Here is a 20347-nt window from a genome sequence, read left to right on the forward strand (position 1 = left end):
TAGAGTTAGGTAGAAAATAATTTCCTCTCAGATTTAAAGCCGGGAAAAAATTTTCAAACAGAGGCTGGATGTGTGATTGGGAGTTACACAGGAAGAATTGCAAACGCTTTATCCGGTAGATTGAACCGGGTCGAAAATAGGCAGCCAAGCTGTCGGGAGAAAAGAAAGGTAGGGATTAATATGTCAGATCAAATGCTCATTTTAGTGGCACTGGCCGGAATTTTTCTATTATTATTTTTAGTAATTAAAACAAAGCTGCACGCTTTTGTTGCCCTGTTGCTTGTCAGCTTGATCGTAGGGATTGCAGCTGGGATGCCGCTTCAGGAAGTCGTGACATCGATTCAAAGCGGAATGGGTGGCACCCTCGGATTTGTCGCAGTGGTTGTCGGTTTAGGTGCCATGTTCGGCCGCATGCTTGAAGTATCAGGCGGGGCAGAACGGCTTGCCCAGACGCTTATTAACAAGTTCGGTGAAGATAAAGCACAATGGTCACTTGGTATCACTGGTTTCCTTGTTGCCATTCCGGTATTCTTCGATGTAGGATTCATCATATTAGTACCGATTGTATATGGTTTAGCCCGTAAAACTGGAAAGTCACTATTATACTATGGAATTCCGTTGCTTGCAGGTCTTGCTGTTACACACAGTTTCATCCCGCCGACACCGGGACCGATTGCGGTTGCTGACTTGATCGGTGCAGACCTTGGCTGGGTTATCCTGTTTGGTGCGATTGCAGGGGTTCCATCCATGATCATCGCAGGTCCGCTTTTTGCAAAATGGATTTCAAAACGCATTCATGCCGTCGTACCTGAATATATGAAGGCAGAAGAAATGGAATACGATAAAGAGCTTCCAAGCTTCGGATTGATTGCATCTCTTATCTCGATTCCATTAGTATTGATTCTATTGAACACGCTTTCCGGCGTTGTGCTGGATGAAGGAAATACGGTTCGCTCGATTCTGACCTTCCTTGGTCATCCATTCGTAGCGTTAACGATAGCGACTCTGCTGACATTCATCTTCTTAGGGACAAAGCGTGGATACTCACGCCAGGATGTTCAGGATATTGCGACAAAAGCACTTGAACCGGCAGGAATCATCATCCTTGTAACTGGGGCCGGTGGCGTATTCAAGCAAGTATTGATCGACTCTGGCGTTGGTGCGGTGCTTGGTGAAATGATGGCAGGTTCAAGCCTGCCGCCGATCGCACTTGCATTCCTGATTGCAATGGTTGTGCGTGTGGCGCAAGGTTCAGCGACTGTATCAATGGTTACGGCAGCAGGCCTAATGAGTCCGCTGATTGCGACCCTCGGAATGGAAGGACCGGTGCTTGGCTTGATGGTGATCGCGATTGCATCAGGTGCAACCGTCTTCTCCCATGTGAACGACAGTGGTTTCTGGTTGGTGAACCGCTACTTCGGATTAGATGTGAAAGATACGCTGAAGTCATGGACAGTGATGGAAACACTGATCGGTTTCGTAGGATTTACCGTTGTGTTCATTTTAGGGATGTTCATTGGCTAAAATAGGTTAAAATGATAGTAGAAGAGGGAAGAGCCGTGTCGCTTCTTCCTTTTCTCTATTTCTTAGGAGGAACGAGATATGTCAGAATTCATGATTGGTGTCGATATCGGAACGACCAGCACGAAAGCAGTTCTCTTTAATAAAGAAGGAGAGGCCCTCGATCGTCACGGGGTGGAATACCCATTACATACACCGGCGCCTGGAACCGCAGAGCAGGATCCGGAAGAAATCTTCCAAGCTGTGATGAAATGCATCAAAGAGGTGACAGCGAATACGGATGAAAAGATTTCATTTGTATCATTCAGCTCGGCGATGCACAGCTTGATCCTCGTGGACGGGAATGATCAGCCGCTTACCCCTTCGATTACCTGGGCAGATAACCGGAGCGCGGACTGGGCAGAGAAAATCAAGAAGGACATGAACGGGATGGCGATCTACCGGAGGACGGGAACGCCGATCCATCCTATGTCACCACTGGTGAAGCTCGCCTGGCTGAAGGATGAAAAACCGGAATTATTCAATAAAGCAGCCAAGTTCATCTCAATCAAGGAATTCGTTTTCCATCGCCTGTTCGGTAAATATGTTGTGGATTATTCGATCGCATCGGCAACAGGGATGTTTCACCTTGAAAATCTAGCCTGGGATGAGGAAGCATTGGGCGTTGCAGGCGTCACGAAGGATCAGCTCTCGATTCCTGTTTCGACGACTGAAAGCCTGACCGGGCTGAAAGCGGAATACACCGAATTACTCGGATTACCTGCAGACACGCCGTTTGTGGTCGGAGCAAGCGACGGCGTCCTTTCGAATCTTGGCGTGAATGCCATCGAGCCTGGCGTGGTCGCAGTGACGATCGGTACGAGCGGAGCAATCAGGGCAGTCACGGACCGTCCAGTGACCGATCCGAAAGGCCGGATTTTCTGCTATGCCTTAACCGATAAGCATTGGGTGATCGGGGGACCGGTCAACAATGGCGGCATGATTTTCAGATGGGTGCGGGACGAACTTGCATCCGGAGAAGTGGAAGTGGCGAAGCGGTTGGGCAAGGATCCGTATGAAGTGCTCACCGACATTGCGTCTAAGGTAGAGCCGGGTTCAGAAGGACTCCTTTTCCATCCATATATGGCAGGGGAACGGGCGCCTCTTTGGAATGCAAAAGCCCGGGGGTCTTTCTTCGGCCTTGGGATGCACCACAAGAAAGAGCATATGATCCGTGCGGTGCTTGAAGGGATCGTTATGAATCTGTACAGTGTGCTCCTTGCCCTTGAAGAATTGATTGGCGAACCGAAACGGGTACAGGCGACAGGCGGATTTGCACGATCAGAGCTATGGCGCCAGATGCTTGCAGATATATTTGATCAAGAGGTGGAAATCCCGGAAAGTTTCGAAAGCTCCTGCCTAGGTGCAGTTGTGCTTGGGATGTACGGAAGCGGAATGATCGATTCCCTCGAGGAAGTGAGCAGCATGGTCGGTTCGGTCCACTCTCACCAGCCTGATCCGAAAGCGACGCAGGCATATACGAAACTGATGCCGATCTTCATCCGTGTGCCCCGTTTATTAGAGGAAGAATACGAAGCGATCAGTGCTTATCAGGAAGGAAGCTGACTCAGTTGAGTCGGCTTTTTTTCAGAAGCGGGCAGAAGGTATGCCGGATCGTGAACGGCGCTCACCTGAAAGGAATCACTTCGGCAAAAAATCTATTTTTCATGTATAATAGAATTGAAAATCATTATTATTATCCGAACCAGAATATAGATAAATGAGAAAGAGAGTGAAACGAAATGGGACGTAAGTGGAACAATATCAAGGAAAAGAAAGCGTCTAAAGACGCCAATACGAGCCGGATCTATGCAAAGTTCGGCCGTGAGATCTATGTGGCAGCGAAGCAAGGCGAGCCGGATCCTGAATTGAATCAAACGCTTAAATTCGTTCTTGAGCGTGCGAAAACATATAGCGTACCGAAACATATCGTGGACCGTGCCATTGAAAAGGCGAAGGGCGGTTCAGAGGAAAACTTCGATGAACTCCGTTATGAAGGCTTCGGACCGAATGGCTCAATGGTCATTGTCGATGCCCTGACGAACAACGTAAACCGGACAGCTTCAGAAGTCCGTGCCGCATTCGGTAAGAACGGCGGAAACATGGGTGTGAGCGGATCGGTTGCTTACATGTTCGACGCAACGGCGGTCATCGGTATCGAAGGAAAGAATGAAGAAGAAGCGATGGAAATCCTGATGGAAGCGGACGTCGACGCCCGTGACATCATCGAAGAAGACGATGCGGTCATCATCTACGCAGAGCCGGATCAATTCCATGCTGTTCAGGAAGCATTCAAAGCTGCCGGTGTCACTGAATTCACAGTGGCTGAGCTTACGATGCTTGCCCAGAATGATGTCGAGCTTTCAGAAGACGACCAAGCCCAATTCGAAAAAATGATTGATGCGATTGAAGACCTGGAAGATGTTCAGCAGGTTTATCATAATGTCGATTTAGGTGAATAATAGAGAGAGTTGGAAATCCCCTGTGCTGTGTGCATGGGGGATTTTGTTTTTGGTAGATGAGGAAATATATTAAGAGACGCATAAATTTTGAAAGTGACGCAAAAAATTGGATTCTGACGCATAAATCTTGAAAGTGACGCATAAATTCAGGATCCGACGCATAACCCTTCTGAGTATACTTCCTCCTCAACCGAACGCTCTCCATGCATCATTCCCTTCCTTCAAAAAACTTCAAAAGCAACTCATTCTCTCCTATCAACCACCACCCATCACAACGCCGATTATGTCGCATTCACGCTTTGTTTGTCGAATTGATTGAAAATTCAGCAAAATACTTCATTATCCCAATTTGCTTTGTTATGCTAGGGGAGAATTGGAAGAAATCGTGAAAAAGGGAGAGGAAACTATGGGACTAGATCAACTCGAATTACAGCAGGCAGAACAGAAGGTAGATCGTAAGGACAAGACCAAACCCTATTTAACGGCATTGATCGGGTGGAGCCTGCCGGCGATCGAGGCGTGTGCAAAGCTTGAGCGGCCGTTTGTTGTGGTCGGGCCGGCAGATTTCGAAGCTTACGCGGAAAAGCATGATATTGCGTTCATCGGGTGGGACTTTGACCGGCTGAATGAAGGATCTGATCATTTGTATAAGCAGCTGAAGGCGATGGGGGCAGAGGTGGCGATTCCTTTGTATGAAGAGTGTGTAGAGTGGGCAGGGGCACTGAATTCCCGTTTCCGCAATGAGCCGCGCATCTTTAACCGCTCACTCCTTTTAAGGGATAAAGGGATGATGAAGCGGAAGGCGCAGATTGCCGGTATTAAAGTCGGGGTGTTTGAGGAGGCGCGTGACAAGGAAGATGTGCGCCGTTTCTTGAAGCGTGTGAATGAAGCCCTGTTAAAAGTTGAAGGAGATAAGAATGATCCTATTCACGTGAAGCCCCTGGATAAAGCCGGTTCAGTCGGGCACAGGGCGATCGAGAATCCAGAAGATATTGATGCCCTCACAGAATCCGAATTTCCGCTTTTGATGGAAAGTCATCTGGACGGGCAGGAATTTTCGTGTGAAGCGTTCATCCATAAAGGAAAGATACAGTTTTTGAATATCACAGAGTATGTCCGGTTAGGGTACTCCAATTTCGTTCCCGCATCCCCTACCCTGGAGGAAAAGCGTCCGCTCATCCGGGCTGCGATCCAGCAGCTTATCGATGCATTCGAGATTGAGTACGGCGTGATCCATCCTGAATATTTCATCACGTCTGATGGTACGCTGCATTTTGGTGAAGTTGCAGCGAGGGTGCCAGGCGGTCATATTTTCGATCTGATCGAACGGGCTTACGGGTTCAATGCCTATCAGGCCCAGATCCTGTGCGGAGATCCAAATACGACGGAAGAGGAATTAAGGGAGTTCTTCCCATCCACAGGCGAGAAAGCAAAGGCTCATGCAGGCTGCCTGATGGTCCATCCTCACGTTCAATATGTAGAGAAGCTTGAGGTTCCTGATGAACTGGAGAATCATCCTTATTTTGAAAAGCATGATATGTTCAGTCCGGCACAGGGGAAAGTGGCCCAGCGGATCGGTTTCGGGAATCATTACGGAACGATTTTCTTCTACGGGGAAGACAGTGAAGTGATGAGGGAGTTACTGAAGGAATACGAACAATTTGACTTTTATATTTGAGAATCCGGGAGAAGTCAGCTTCATAATTTTAGGCAAACTGAACGATAAAGGAGTTTTGAAATGGCATTTGAATTAACGTCTAAGCTGGAAGAGCGTTTTTTGCAGGCGCTGAATGAACTGGAAAGTGCCGCTTCTTTCGCGAAATCGATGTATCAAACGGACGTCTATCAAGAAGCGCAGAGACTGCTCGATACTGAAGAAGGACTCGATGTATTATACCGGAGCGCAAGCCGTTTCGAACAAGCCGGGGTGTTCCAGGACGGCCCCTGGGAAAAAGCATCGAAGCTTCAGCCTCCGCTCGTGGCAGGCTCCCTTCAGGCGAAGGGGCTGCCGTCCATCATTGAAATCCTGAGTGAACTGAGGATGCTTGCAATTGCGGACGGCCAATACGCTCACCCCGATGTCTCACAGGAGATGGCGGAGGATTTCCTCAATGAAGTGATGGTGCTAAACTTGAATCTGCTGTTCCCGGAAGCGACCGAAGCTTCGAGGATCGAAGGCGGGGAGCAGACGGAAAGAGCCACGGGATTGTTCCGGTTTCTTTCAGAAAAGCTGTCTTATCAAGCGTTGACAACCACGCTGATCAAGGAAATCGAGCGGTTGACCGCACAGCGTCCGATCATGGTGAAGCGGACGGTTTCGATGATAGAAACCGCCAAAAAGATGCTTCATTCCGATTTAAGCGTGGCTGAGAGGCTTGTGTTGGAGAAGTATGTTTCAGCGATTGAAGGGCCTTCCCCGCTGAGCAAAAGCTACCCTCAGCCTGGGGAGTACCGGAAAAAGCTGATGGATCTGTCTGAGGAAGACCTTGAGAAAGAAGCGGTCGCCTTTTCCCAATCCATGCGGGGAACGGGACTGGTCGCCCCTCAGCATGCGATCCTGCTCCGCTTTCTGGCAAGGAAAGTGCATAAGCTTGTTCCGGCTGCGCTGCAGTTGAATGACAAAGGAAAAGCCAATCTTGATGAACATCAGGAATTGGTGTTCCAGCTCATCAAAGTATCGATTTTCCCTGCGACAAAACAGTCAGTCTATGGACTTTCCCTCATGCTCGAGCGGGGCGTCCTTTCGTATTCTCCGGTTTCACCTGGGTTGAAAAGGCTCATCGAGCTTGATATCCGCCCCGAAGTGAGGAATACATTGCTGAACTGCTGCAGAGCGGGAGATGGGATCACGGCAAACTCTGTGCTCCTTGCCGGTGTGATCAATGTGCTGGGACAACCGATCGGGATCGGCCAGGGATTGAATCCGACCTGTCAATCAGCAAGGGGCATCAGCCTGTGGGCACAGCACGCCCCGGGATATCTGCTTGAATTGATCCCCCGGGCTGCGAGGGACGGCGACATCGATATCATGTTTGAGGGGACGCCTGTACACTCCCGTGAATTAAGCGGAGGGCTGGCCCCTGAACTTCATCAGGAGCTTGATCCTGTATCCCTTGTGCTCGTTCCCCACCTCGACCGGATTTACAGTGAAATGATGAGAAGGGTGTCATTAAGGGGAGAGGATGGTCATCGCTGGGTGAATCCTGAGTTCTATGGAGATTGGGTCCAAAAGGGGTTCAGCAATGTCATTGATCCTTTGTCGGGACTCATTTCTGACTATCCGGGCTTCGTGAGGCTGTTCTATGCGACTCACCATCCTGAGTACAATGATGACCACGGCTTGATTTATCCGAATCCGGTTGGCATCTTTATCACCAATGTCCATGGGAAGCTGCTTGGATTCCATGCTGTGTCCATCCTGAGGATCACCCGGGATCCGGAAGGTGAATACCGGATTTATTTCTACAATCCGAACAACGACGGGTCCCAAAATTGGGGTCAGGGCATCGAGCCTTCCGTGATGGACAACGGGGAAATGGAAGGAGAATGCTCCCTTCCGTTCCAGGCGTTTGTCTCCAGGCTTTATGCCTTTCATTACAATCCGTATGAACAGGGTGATGCGTTCGCGGTTGAAGAGGATATCGTCGCTGAGATCAAAACCCTCGCCCGGGAGAGCTGGGGCAAGGACTATACATGGGTATAAAATAAACACGGTGCGCCGGGCGATGCAGTCCGGCGCTTTTTATGCTTCCTGCATGTTTCCTTTTTTCGCTAGCCATACTAATGGATGGAGGTGGAAATGATGAATGATCATAAGAAACCGGAAGAAATATCGATGGACACGCCGTTGAATCCGACATTCACCATGAATGGGCGGATTCGGGATACGAGCCAGGTCTATGTGCCGGGTGAGTCGCTCGACGAACACTCAGCCGTAGAAGAAAGCAATGTATTCATGGCAGAAAAGGAAATCGGACAGGCAAATGAAAACGGGTGAGAGGTGAAAAGATGAATAGAGAGGATATTTCGATCGCATCCCTTACTGATGATGCATTGACGAAGGTAAGAGATATGGAAAGAGACCTTCGTCAGGAAACCAATGAAGATATCATCCTCATCGCTTATAAAAATGGCGGTCAATCCGCTGAAGGGAGATGATCACATGAACAAGGACAAACCTGATTTCAAGCAATTGAATGACCGGATTATCGCAGAGGAACCAAAGGGGCCTTTTTTAGCGATCAAAACGAATATGGATACTGCAGGAGTAAAGGATAATCCCTACTCTTCTGAAAAAGCGGATCCTGAACAAGAAGAAAAGCTGCAGCAGTTTTTTGAAAATGAAGAGCTGTAGTGACGCATAAAAAAGCGCCAGTCGACAATGGACTGGCGCTTTTGGTCCTTATTTTTTATCACGGGATTGCTCAATCAATAGCTCTTTAGACACTTTCGGTGCGAGCCATAACATTGGCAGTAATAAAAGTGAAACCGGTACAGCTGTGACGACGATGAAGCTTTGAAGTGCGCTGACACTGCCGTCACCGATATAAAGAAGGATGGCGGCGATGGACCCCATCAGGATCGACCAAAATACACGGAGGGAAACTTTTGGATTCCCTTCCCCTGAAACAGCCATCGCAATCGTATAAGACATGGAATCCCCCGTTGTGACAACAAAGACGATGGTCAGCAATAAAAACAGGGGTGAAATGATTGCTGCAAGCGGAAGTTGATTGGTTATGGCAATCATAGCAGCCGGCATGCCTCCGCTCATTAGCTCCTCCGAGACACTCCCTGGATTTTGCAGTTCGTAAAAGATCCCGGATCCCCCGACAACGGTAAACCAGAACGTCGTGACAATCGGTGCGATAATGGCAATCGCCAGAATGATTTGACGGATCGTCCTGCCCCGGGATATCCGGCTGACGAGGATCGCCATCATGGGTCCGTACCCGATAAACCATCCCCAGAAAAAGACGGTCCAGCTACCAAGCCAGCTCTTATCTGACCGGAATGTACTGATTTGGATAAAGTGATCCACATAATATCCGAACGACGAAACGAATGAGTCGATGATGAATCCACCAGGACCGAAGAACAGAACAAAGACAATCAGTCCGAATGCCAGTCTGACATTGAAGTTACTGAGGAATTGAATCCCTTTGTGAATCCCTGTTGCAGCAGATATGGTTGAAACGATCACTAAACAAATGATAATGGTGAGCTGTGTAGAGAACTGGTCAGGAATGTTGAATAACGCAGACAGACCATAGCTTGCCTGTAAGCCGAGGAAACCGATCGGCCCGATCGTACCTGCAGCGACGGCGATGATGGCGAATGCGTCTATCAGTGTTCCTAAGATGCTGTTCTTCAGTTTCTCCCCGAATATGGGATAAAGCAGAGTTCTGGGTTTCATCGGCATGCCTTTATGGTAATGACCGTACATCATTACAACGGCACTCAATGTTCCCAGGATCGCCCAGGCAAGAAAACCCCAGTGCATGTAACTTTGTGCAAGGGCAGGCATGATGGCTGCCGCAGATTTTGCGGCGATCCCTTCGTGCATCGGCGGTACCGTCATGAAGTGGTACATCGGTTCAGCAGCAGCCCAGAATACGCCGCCGCCGGCAAGTAAAGTAGCCATAATGATCGACAACCATTTATACGTACCGATTTCCGGTTGATCAAGATGACCCAGCCTGACTTGGCCGAATTTAGAAAAAGCAAGATAAAGGGCTACGATAAAATGAACAAGCATCAATACCTGCCAGAAAGCCCCGAAGTATGTCGAAGACCACGCAAAACCTCCGTTTACAAATGCTGTCACATGATCAAGACTAAAGAAAGCCATAATCACGAACGCGATCAATAACCCGCCACTGATGGCCAGAACCGGCCAGTCAATCTTGGAAGTTTGTTGCTGTTTATTAAACATATGGGATAAAAGCTCCTTTGAATAAAATATGGTGATCTGTTCACAGGCGTATTTCAATGCTGAAAAACCGGTGAACGAGTGTGATGAAAAAAACACAAGGTCCTACTATCTCACAGGAAGAAAAGTGCTGTAAAGTAAATGAAAATATTTTAAAAAGACAATTTTTTTATATGGCTCTTTTCGCATTGATTGTTGCTATTATTAAATGTTAATCTGAGCATCTTTGGGGATTTGAGACTGTGGAATGAAAAATTGTCATAGCAATGAATCAAGGGCAATGTACTTCATTGACTTTAATCACTCCTCTTTAGAAGATGAAAAGCATTTAATTCAGTAAATTTCCGGTTTTTATCTTCGATGGTTGATTGGAGCGGAAGATGCTCGACTCCTGCGGGAACTGATGGACAGGTGAGACTCCGCAGGACGAAGTCCGAGGAGGCTCACCGCCATCCCCGCGGAAAGCGAGCATCTCTCGCTGCAATCAACCGCATCTCGCTAGTCTAAAAGCCACAATGTTTACGAAAACAGCCTTTTATAAATAGAAATGAGAAAATTACATCTTTTCATAAATGGAAAAGGATTATACTATTGAAGGAAGAATAAATCATCCATGAAAAGGAAACCGTGGTAAAATCAGCCGTCAATCAGTACCGTGAATTCATGAAGAGGAGAATGACCGATGAATAAAGGTTGGAAATGGGTTGTGGTATGGATCGTGATGATGGTGGTCATCTCTTTCCCCTCGACAGAAAAGGCAGCTGGTGTGGATATGAGAAAAAGCACGTGGCTTTGGAATACGTGGGAAATTGTTTCTAATCATGAGGAAATCATCGGTTTCTTGACTGCTCATGGAGTGGACGAGGTATATCTTCAGGTGGATCCTGAGGTAGAGACGGTGTATTATCATCAATTCATTGAGAAGGCTTCAATAGAAGGAATTGCAGTCCATGCGCTGGACGGTGCACCAAAATGGGCAACCGTTAAAGGCCGGTCATCCCTTGTTTCTTTTTTTGACTGGCTAAAGAATTATCAGGATGCTGCTGCAGAAGGGCAGAGGTTTAAGGGCGTTCATTTGGATGTTGAGCCTTATCTTTTACCTGCATGGTCGACAGCGTATGGAAATACAGTGTTGAATTATCAAAGGATGGTGGCTGCTGCAGCAGAACTGTCTGCTGAGCTTCAGCTGCCGCTTGCAATGGATATCCCGTTTTGGTTCGATGAGAGGAAATTCAATAATGAATTCGGCAAAGGGAATGTGGCAGAGTGGGTGATCGGGAAGACTGATGAAGTGGCAGTCATGGCTTATCGGGACTTAGCCAATGGCCCGAATGGGATCAATGAGCTAGTCCGGAACGAAATTCAATTTGGTCTTTCTCAAGGAAAAAAGGTGAAGGTGGGGGTCGAAACTGCGCCTTCTGCTGAAGGGGATTTCCTGACTTTTTATGAAGAGGGAGAGGCCTTTATGAGTGGTGAACTGGCGCTTGTGGATGACAGGTACAGAGCCTACCAATCTTATAATGGAATCGCCGTTCATCATTATGAAAGTTGGAAAAGCTTAAAGGAATAGGAAGGGGGAAGGGAAATGACGAAAGTTGCCCTGGTGGCAGGCGGGACAGGATTGGTCGGATCGCATCTGATCGAAATACTCCTGAAGAGCCCTGAGTATCGGAAGGTGATTTCGCTTGTCAGGAGAAAGAGCGGGGTGGAGGATGAAAAGCTGGATGAACGGCTCATTTCATTCGACGGGATGAAGCTCTTGCCTCACGAAGAAATCGATGATGTATTTTGTTGTTTAGGGACGACAATCAAGAAAGCGAAAACGAAAGAAGCGTTCAGAGAAGTCGATTACAGCTATCCCCTTCAACTGGGGAAAGTCGGGAAGGAACATGGAGCGCACCGGTATATGGTCATATCTGCGATCGGGGCAAGCCCGTCTTCCCGATTCTTTTACAGCAGGGTGAAAGGAGAGCTCGAAGAAGAGCTGAAGGCTCTGCATTATCCTGTTCTCCACCTGTTCAGGCCCTCCCTGCTAGTAGGAGAGAGGCAGGAATTCCGACTGGGAGAAAAAACAGGAGAAGTGTTTGCGCGGGCCGTTCGCCCACTGATGGTAGGAAAGTTGAAGCGTTACAGAAGCATCACGGCCCGGCAGGTCGCATTCGGCATGTATAAGGCAGCCAATACGGCCACTGATGAAACAGTCATCATTCATGAATCAGATCATATCCAACAGTTTTAAAAAAGGGGGATCAGAATGAAAAGGATCATCAGAGGCCATCATCTCCTTTGTACCCATGGGTTTAAAGGGATGGGCTACAGCGAAGCGTTTGTGAAAGTGATGGGGGATATCACCGGCGATATCAGGAACGATGAAATGGACTTTCCGATCCAGGTTGTACAAGCCTTCGATGACGCATGTCAAGCCTGTCCCCATAAGGGCGCATCGGCATGCGAGAAGAGCGAAGACTCCAATGCCCATGTCCTTTCTTTAGACGGCAGGGTCATTGAACATCTAGGTTTGGAGCATGGAGGCATCTACATGAAATCCGATCTTGTTAAACTCACGGCGCAGAAGGTCAAGCCGTCTGATTTAGATCAATTATGTGAAGGGTGTTCATGGCTTGAGTATGGTGTTTGTAAGGAAGGGATTGGGGAGTTGCGGGGGAAGTGGCTCTCAGCTTAAATCCATATGTATCAAATTGTACATAAAAGAGCTTGGATACTGGATTCCAAGCTCTTTTGCTTTCATATGGGAAACTTACAACTTCAAATTTCTTAAATCAAATCTCAAAATATTGCTTCAACCCATTCACCACATGCTTAAGTGAAGGATCTTCCTCCAGATTCATGATCATTCCTTTAATGACGGCGTTCCTGGTTTCATCCTTTTTCATCTCTTCCTGGATGACTTCCAATGATACACGGCTGTTTTCGTCTTCTGTGACTTCCAGGGCGTCCTCAATGATATGAAGGACGGTGGTTTCGGTGAATCTTGCGGAGGAGGTGAAGTCCTTCACGAGGTCATCCAATTTGTCAAAGGAAAGGACGGGCTCATCCCCGCTTTTTAACAGGCCGTCGACGAGATCATCTGTCCGTTTCAGGATAAAGCGTGACAGATAAGCAAAGTCGAGTTCGATTTTATCAAGCATGGCGAGTTCCAAATAAGAATGGAAGAATCCCTGAATCATCATCGTGATGTCCCAGAAATAAGGCTCGATTTTTTTTCCGTAGATGGCAAATAGTCTTCTTTTATAGAAACGATGGGTATCCATCTTCATCTCGCTCAGGAGGCTGTGGATTTCATCATTGAATGGCATCGCATTTTCTCTGATCTGCATGATGATGAATTCTTTATGTTTGCAGATCTCGATGAATTGGCACTCTAATTGCTTCTGGAATTTTTCATAAGGAGGCAGATCCTGGTTTTCGATTTCGTTCACTTTAGCGGTGATCATTTTGAAATAGTAATTCATGATGGCAAGCAGCAGTGCTTCCTTTGATTTGAAATACAAATAGAACGCACCTTTAGAGATTTCGCATTCGCTGACGATTTCTTGAACAGAGGTAGCGTTGAATCCTTTTGTTGCAAACAGCTTGATCGATGTTTCAATAATTAACTTCTCTTTTTCCTTCATGCTTTCCTCTCCTTGATAAACTCCTTATCTATATTATGACCGATTGGTCACAAAAAATAAACCTTTTATTTTGTAATGTTATTGACTTATGACTATGTGGTCAGTTATATTAGAGGATGTTATGACTAGTTGGTCAGAAAAAGATAGAAGGGATGAATACAGCGTGAACAGTATTATCAATTTCGTACTTAAGAATAAGTTTGCGGTCTGGTTAATGACGATCATCGTCATCATTGCAGGCTTATATTCAGGATTTAATATGAAACTTGAAACCCTTCCGAACATCAATACACCGATTGTGAGTGTCACAACCGTGTATCCTGGAGCGACTCCGGAAGATGTGGCGGATAAGGTTTCAGAACCGATTGAAAAGCGGTTGAAGAATTTGGACGGGGTAAATGTCGTCAGCTCGACATCTTACCAAAATGCTTCAGCTGTACAGATAGAATACAAGTTTTCGAAAGATATGGATGAAGCGAAGACTGAGGTGGAAGAAGCCCTGTCTGACCTTCCGTTTCCAGAGGGAGTCAATGAGCCGGACGTATCACGGTTGAGCTTCAATGCCTTTCCGATTATCGCTCTAAGTGTTGCGAATGAGGGGCAATCTTTAGCTCAATTAACAACTACGGTAGAAGACACCATCATTCCTCAGCTCGAGGGAGTGGATGGAGTTGCTTCTGTTCAAGCATCAGGCCAACAAGTGCAAGAGGCGCAACTCGTCTTTGACGAAGATAAGCTTGCCAAGTATGGATTAACAGAGGAAACCGTTCAAAATATCATTAAAGGATCTGACGTAACAGCTCCATTAGGACTGTATACGTTCAAAGACAGTCAGAAATCAGTAATGGTTGACGGCAATATTACAACAATTGAAGATTTGAAAGAAATGAAGATCCCCGTGACGCCAAATACCGGCGCTTCCATGGGGCAGCCCGCTCAGGGGCAGGCACCTGCAGGGGGATCTCCAGAAGGTATGAAAATCCCGACGGTTACTCTATCAGATGTTGCAGATATTGAACTGATCGGAAAGGCAGAGTCCATTTCAAGAACGAACGGCCAAGAATCCATCGGACTGCAAGTCGTGAAAACGGCTGATGCCAATACGGTGGATGTCGTCAATGCCGTGAAAGAAGAAGTCAAAGGTTTTGAGAAAGACATTGATGGTGTAGAAATCATTTCTACTTTTGACCAGGGTGAACCGATCGAAGAATCTGTCAGCACAATGCTGAATAAGGCGTTATTCGGTGCCGTCTTCGCGGTCATCATCATCCTGTTATTCTTACGGGACATTAAATCGACGCTGATTTCGGTCGTATCGATTCCACTTTCGCTTCTGATTGCGATCATGTTGCTGAAACAGATGGATATCACACTGAATATTATGACGCTTGGTGCAATGACCGTTGCAATCGGACGGGTCATCGATGACTCGATCGTTGTGGTTGAAAATATTTACCGGAGAATGTATCTGAAAGGTGAAATGCTGAAAGGGAAAGACCTGATCCGTGAGGCAACGAAAGAAATGTTCGTTCCAATCGCATCATCGACAATCGTTACGATTGCTGTATTCCTTCCATTAGGACTCGTTCAAGGGATGATCGGGGAATTATTCCTGCCATTTGCCCTGACGATCGTATTTGCACTGCTTGCATCTCTTCTTGTAGCGGTGACGATCGTACCGATGCTTGCCCACTCCATGTTTAAAAAGGGTGTAGGGAAGAAGCACGTTGAAAAGAAAAGCCGATTGGCACAGTGGTATAAAGGCGTATTGAATTGGACGCTGAATCATAAGATCATCACATCGGTCCTTGCGATCGCGATGCTGGTAGGTAGTTTGTTCCTCGTACCATTCATCGGCGTCAGCTTCCTGCCTTCTGATGAAGAAAAGATGGTCATGGCAACATATAAGCCGGATCCAGGTCAAACAGAAGAAGACGTCAACAAGATTGCACAGGATGCGGAAGAATACTTCATGGGCCGTAAAGGTGCCGAAACGATTCAGTACTCCGTCGGCGGAGAAAATCCGATGAGTCCTGGAAGTTCGAATAACGCAATCTTCTATGTTCAATACAATGACGATACAGAAAACTTCTCAGAAGAAAAAGAAAAAGTCATCAAAGATTTACAGAAAAACACGGATAAGGGTGAATGGGCTTCTCAGGACTTCTCTGCAAGTGCCGGCAGCAATGAAATTGTCGTGTACGTGTACGGGGAAACACTGAAAGACATCGAGCCTGTCGTAAACGATATACAAAGCATGATGGAAGAAAAGAAAGACTTCAAAAAAGTCGGATCAAGCATCTCTGAATCGTATGATGAGTATTCCTTCATCGCAGATCAGGAAAAGCTGAGCGAACTTGGCCTAACAGCCGGGCAAATCGCCATGGAGCTTGGCCAGACACGTCAGCGTCCGGTCATCACCACCATCGAAAAAGACGGTGAAGAAGTGAACGTGTACCTCGACGTTGAGAAAGAAAATTATGAAGGCATCAACGATTTAACGGATAAAACGATTCAATCACCACTCGGCGTGGAAGTGCCGATTAAAGATGTGGTGGAAGTGAAAGAAGGAAAAACATCCGATACCGTTTCAAGACGTGACGGTAAAGTCTTTGCTCAGGTGAGCGGAGAATTGAAAACAGATGATGTTTCCAAAGCATCACAAGACATCCAGCAAGAAATCGATGAAATGAAGATTCCATCCGGCATCGACGTGAACATGGGCGGGGTGACGGAAGATATTCAGGAATCCTTCACACAGCTTGGACTGGCGATGCTCGCAGCGATCGCGATCGTCTACCTGATCCTTGTCGTCACATTCGGCGGCGGTCTTGCACCATTTGCCATCCTGTTCTCACTGCCATTCACGATTATCGGTGCATTGGTGGGGCTGTTGATTGCAGGGGAAACGATCAGTATCTCCTCCATGATCGGTGCGCTTATGCTGATCGGTATCGTCGTGACCAATGCGATCGTCTTGATCGACCGTGTGATCCATAAAGAAAACGAAGGTCTATCAACACGTGAAGCATTACTGGAAGCGGGATCCACCCGTCTTCGTCCGATCCTCATGACCGCCATTGCGACAATCGGAGCATTGTTCCCGCTTGCGCTCGGTCTCGAAGGAAGCGGATTGATCTCGAAAGGCCTCGGAGTGACCGTTATTGGTGGATTGACCAGTTCAACCCTACTGACGCTTGTCATTGTACCGATCGTCTATGAAATTATGATGAAAATCAAAGGGAAGATCGGTGGCCGTAAACGCAAGACAGTGAAAGAATAAATGTTGAAAGAAGCAGTCCTTTTGGGGGCTGCTTTTTTTGTTGGGACGGGTATGGACGAATCACCACTCAGCACCGACTTGCCCCGTCACATATTCCCCGGACAACCATCATAGAATAGACCATCCTACACTGAAGGCAGGGTACAGGCATATGAGTCTATTTTTAAGGGGTACGTTGGTACTGGTGGTGACGGCGTTCGCAGGTGAATGCCTGGAGTTTTTAATTAATATGATATTGGCCCGTGAGCTTGGGGAAGCGGGTCTTGGAACATATATGTCGATTTTGCCGACGGTATTTCTTATTGTGATTTTATCAAGCATGGAGCTGCCGATCAGCCTTTCGAAGTTTTTCGCAGAGAAAGAAGAGCATTTTCACCGGGGGATGCTTCATTATGCCTTCCGCTTTGCCGTGGTCACGACATGCAGCCTTTTACTTCTTATGGTGCTGCTTTATATGTGGACGCCATTATTTCAAGGGTACCATCCAGGGATACGATGGCTCGTCCTGATCGTGATTCCGATTGTGTCTTTTACCTCGATCACCCGTGGATATTTTATGGGGATCCACCAGATGGGGAAGATTGCGGCGGCGAATTTTCTCCGGAAAGGCATTCAATTAGCTCTTTTGATATCCATTTATCAATTTCTATCCTTCAGCACGGCAGCGTCGATCTTCATTGCCCTTGGCACGCTGGTTGCGAGTGAAGGTGTTGTATTTGTTTACCTGATTCATGCTTACATCCTGGAGATTAAGGGTAAAAGAAAGGACAGCCATTCTAACCTGACAACAGCAGAAATGAGAAAGTCAGTGCTGTCGGTATCCGTGCCGACGACAGTACTGCGCCTCTTCCACGCCATCACCCATGCCATACAGCCTTTCCTGATTAAATGGGCGTTGGTTCATTCTGGAATGGGGGCGCTGGAAGCAAACGAGCATTTTGGCATGCTCGCAGGGATCGCACTTACCATCGGATTCTTTCCTTCCTTCATTGCATTTTCCATGCTGACGGTGTTGATTCCGACCGTTTCAGGAAAAGCTTCGGCGAATGATCATGCCGGGATTCTGAAACATCTTAAACAAGTGATGTGGATGACCTTTGGTTACGGGATACCTGCCGTGTTTATTTACTATATTCTTGGGGATTACTTAACAGAGACGTTCTTTCACTCTGCATCCTCCGCTTATTACTTAAAATTGCTCTGGCCGTATTTTCTATTTCATTTCCTGGTGTTCCCCCTTCAGGCTTTCCTGATCGGATTGGGATTGGTGAAGGATGCCCTCGTCCATACAATCTGGTCCAGCACATTTTCCTTTGCCCTGATCTATATATTGGGATCCAGGTTTGGGATGGAAGGGGTCATCGTAGGGATGAACGGAGGTGCCGTCCTGATCACGCTTTTACACTACGTCACCATCTGCAGGACACTGGAAACGACACTTTGGTTAAAATCGGCCATTAAAATGTAAACTATATAAAAACAAATGTGCTGATCTGCGATAAGGGGGACGGACCTTTTATCCAAATGGGAAACAAGCACTTGTACATACTATTTGCTGGTAGTATGGCTGATTTCATCACCTCCAAAGGAGAAGACCATGATTGATTCTATTCTATTTAATATTATGTTAGTCGGCGTGTTGGGGATTGCCTCCCAATGGGCAGCCTGGAGATTCAGGCTGCCGGCCATCGTCGTCATGTCGATCGTTGGATTGCTTGTAGGTCCATTCTTCGGACTCATCAATCCAAAGGACGATTTTGGCGAAGTATTCAAACCTATCATATCGATGGCGGTTGCCATCATCCTGTTTGAAGGGAGCCTCAATCTTGATTTCCGGGAAGTGAGGGGACTTGGGAAACCGGTGTTCCGGATCGTCACGTTCGGTGCCCTTCTTGCCTGGCTCCTGGGCTCGCTCGGTGCCCACTATGTGGCCGGTCTGTCATGGGCGGTCGCATTCGTCATCGGCGGTCTTTTCATCGTGACGGGTCCGACGGTCATCCTCCCGCTTTTAAGACAGGCCAAGCTGAAGCCGCGTCCTGCGGCAATCCTCAAATGGGAAGGGATCGTCGTCGATCCGTTTGGTGCACTCATAGCTGTATTTGCATTTGAAATCATCAACTTTTTAATCAGCGATGACGTCACAGGGCTTTCGCTGCTCTTATTCTTCGCCGCGTCCCTGTTTGCGGTCATATTTGGCTGGGCGCTCGGGAAATTTACCGGCTTCATTTTTGAAAATGGACATGTTCCTGAATTCTTGAAATCACCGGTCGTATTTGCCCTTGTCCTCGCCTGCTTCACGATTTCAGATCAGATCACCCATGAAACCGGCCTGCTTGCAGTCACGGCGATGGGGATGACCCTTGCGAATATGCATATCTCTTCGATTGACGATATGCGCCATTTTAAAGAAAACATATCCGTGCTGCTCATTTCGACCATCTTTGTCATGCTGACAGCATCGTTGACGATCGACACCCTGCTTGAGATCTTCAACTGGAAAATCATCGCATTTGTCCTGCTCATGCTGTTCATCGTGCGTCCGGTCTCAATTTGGCTGTCCACGATAGGGACGGACCTCTCCAACCGGGAAAAAATCCTTGTCGGATGGATTGCACCGAGGGGGATCGTCGCATTGACCGTATCAAGTTATTTTGCGGCAGTGTTGTTGGAGAAGGGGTTCGAGGATGCTTCCATCCTGACTTCCCTGACGTTCGCCCTTGTATTCTCGACGGTATGCGCACACGGCTTCTCGATTAAATGGCTCGCTAAAAAGCTCGATTTAGCCATCTCTGAACAGCCTGGAGTGGTAATTGTCGGGGGTAGCAAATTCAGCACTGAATTTGCAAAGACCCTTCAAGACCTGAAGATTCCAGTACTGATAACCGATTCATCCTGGCAGCGACTGTTTTCAGTCCGGAAGGCAGGCATTCCTTTTTACAGGGGAGAAATACTGTCAGAGCAGACCGAGTATTATCTCGATATGACACCGTATGAATATATGATCGCAGCGACAGAGCTCGATTCTTATAACGCGCTTGTCTGTACGACATTTGTCCCTGAAATCGGAAGGAATAATCTGTTCCAGCTGAGCCTTCGCAGCAAACGGGACGATGATCTGGAGGATATGGTCCATACGATCGGCGGGCGCATCCTCTTCCAGGACCATGTCACGTGGGAGGAACTGAATAAACGGATCGAGCGTGGAGACGTATTCAGAAAAACGAATATCACGGAAAAATACACCTTTGAAGAGTATTTACAGGAAAGGGATGAACATACACTCTTGATGTTCGCCCTCAAACCGACCGGAAGAATCGAATTCTTCACGGAAAGTGCATCACCGAAGATTGAACAGGGAGATGTAATTGTCAGCCTGACCCAGCCGTGCAAAGAGCTGAACAAGATCCAGGAAAAGCTCACCGTTCAAAGGGAAAACAGTGAAAATGAAAAGAGAAAAAGAGAAAGCGCCGATTGA

General features: G+C 47.3%; 16 protein-coding genes. 14 read left to right on the top strand and 2 right to left on the bottom strand.

Annotated features, from left to right (window positions below):
- Positions 1–180 precede the first annotated feature (180 nt).
- The 8 genes from KH172YL63_RS02725 to KH172YL63_RS02760 all read left to right on the top strand — a co-directional run bounded on the left by KH172YL63_RS02725 (position 181) and on the right by KH172YL63_RS02760 (position 8376).
- Positions 181–1524 (top strand): GntP family permease, encoded by a 1344-nt coding sequence (locus KH172YL63_RS02725; protein ID WP_173104669.1) that lies wholly within the window; start codon positions 181–183, stop codon positions 1522–1524.
- Between the two features lie 90 nt (positions 1525–1614).
- A complete protein-coding gene (gntK, locus tag KH172YL63_RS02730; protein WP_173108032.1) occupies positions 1615–3126 on the top strand; it encodes a gluconokinase in 1512 nt (503 codons plus the stop codon).
- A gap of 176 nt (positions 3127–3302) precedes the next feature.
- Complete coding sequence (locus tag KH172YL63_RS02735; protein WP_173104670.1) at positions 3303–4022, top strand: YebC/PmpR family DNA-binding transcriptional regulator; 720 nt, start codon at positions 3303–3305, stop codon at positions 4020–4022.
- A gap of 406 nt (positions 4023–4428) precedes the next feature.
- A complete protein-coding gene (locus KH172YL63_RS02740; RefSeq protein WP_173104671.1) occupies positions 4429–5700 on the top strand; it encodes an ATP-grasp domain-containing protein in 1272 nt (423 codons plus the stop codon).
- 60 nt (positions 5701–5760) lie between these two features.
- Complete coding sequence (locus tag KH172YL63_RS02745) at positions 5761–7725, top strand: hypothetical protein (RefSeq protein ID WP_173104672.1); 1965 nt, start codon at positions 5761–5763, stop codon at positions 7723–7725.
- 99 nt (positions 7726–7824) lie between these two features.
- The gene (locus tag KH172YL63_RS02750; RefSeq protein ID WP_173104244.1) at positions 7825–8019 is read left to right on the top strand and encodes a hypothetical protein; all 195 of its coding nucleotides are present in this window, start codon (positions 7825–7827) and stop codon (positions 8017–8019) included.
- A gap of 11 nt (positions 8020–8030) precedes the next feature.
- Entirely contained in the window at positions 8031–8180 is a 150-nt protein-coding gene (locus KH172YL63_RS02755) for a hypothetical protein (protein WP_173104673.1), read from the top strand.
- A gap of 4 nt (positions 8181–8184) precedes the next feature.
- Entirely contained in the window at positions 8185–8376 is a 192-nt protein-coding gene (locus tag KH172YL63_RS02760) for a hypothetical protein (protein ID WP_173104674.1), read from the top strand.
- Positions 8377–8424: 48 nt separating this feature from the next.
- Here the strand turns inward: KH172YL63_RS02760 and KH172YL63_RS02765 are convergent, their stop codons facing one another.
- Positions 8425–9957, bottom strand: coding sequence for a BCCT family transporter (locus KH172YL63_RS02765; protein WP_173104675.1), 1533 nt, complete (start codon positions 9955–9957; stop codon positions 8425–8427).
- A 679-nt stretch (positions 9958–10636) separates the two neighbouring features.
- Between KH172YL63_RS02765 and KH172YL63_RS02770 the strand changes: the two genes are divergently transcribed.
- From KH172YL63_RS02770 to KH172YL63_RS02780, 3 genes are read left to right on the top strand one after another with little or no spacing between them, the layout of a single operon-like run.
- On the top strand, positions 10637–11524 hold the full coding sequence (locus KH172YL63_RS02770) for an amidase (protein ID WP_173104676.1): 888 nt from the start codon (positions 10637–10639) through the stop codon (positions 11522–11524).
- A 15-nt stretch (positions 11525–11539) separates the two neighbouring features.
- Positions 11540–12193 carry an NAD-dependent epimerase/dehydratase family protein gene (locus KH172YL63_RS02775; protein WP_173104677.1) on the top strand — a complete coding sequence of 218 codons (654 nt, stop codon included), beginning with the start codon at positions 11540–11542 and terminating at the stop codon, positions 12191–12193.
- A gap of 15 nt (positions 12194–12208) precedes the next feature.
- Entirely contained in the window at positions 12209–12637 is a 429-nt protein-coding gene (locus tag KH172YL63_RS02780; protein WP_173104678.1) for a DUF1284 domain-containing protein, read from the top strand.
- 97 nt (positions 12638–12734) lie between these two features.
- On the opposite strand, the gene KH172YL63_RS02785 is transcribed toward KH172YL63_RS02780, so the two are convergent.
- Complete coding sequence (locus KH172YL63_RS02785) at positions 12735–13589, bottom strand: TetR/AcrR family transcriptional regulator (RefSeq protein ID WP_173104679.1); 855 nt, start codon at positions 13587–13589, stop codon at positions 12735–12737.
- 163 nt (positions 13590–13752) lie between these two features.
- Here KH172YL63_RS02785 and KH172YL63_RS02790 point away from each other — a divergent pair, with 163 nt between their 5' ends.
- The 3 genes from KH172YL63_RS02790 to KH172YL63_RS02800 all read left to right on the top strand — a co-directional run bounded on the left by KH172YL63_RS02790 (position 13753) and on the right by KH172YL63_RS02800 (position 20347).
- The gene (locus tag KH172YL63_RS02790; RefSeq protein WP_173108033.1) at positions 13753–16872 is read left to right on the top strand and encodes an efflux RND transporter permease subunit; all 3120 of its coding nucleotides are present in this window, start codon (positions 13753–13755) and stop codon (positions 16870–16872) included.
- Positions 16873–17023: 151 nt separating this feature from the next.
- The gene (locus tag KH172YL63_RS02795; RefSeq protein WP_173104680.1) at positions 17024–18340 is read left to right on the top strand and encodes an oligosaccharide flippase family protein; all 1317 of its coding nucleotides are present in this window, start codon (positions 17024–17026) and stop codon (positions 18338–18340) included.
- 129 nt (positions 18341–18469) lie between these two features.
- Entirely contained in the window at positions 18470–20347 is a 1878-nt protein-coding gene (locus KH172YL63_RS02800; protein WP_173104681.1) for a cation:proton antiporter, read from the top strand.

Origin of the sequence: Bacillus sp. KH172YL63 (genome assembly GCF_011398925.1) — a bacterium.
Lineage (GTDB): Bacteria > Bacillota > Bacilli > Bacillales > Bacillaceae_B > Rossellomorea.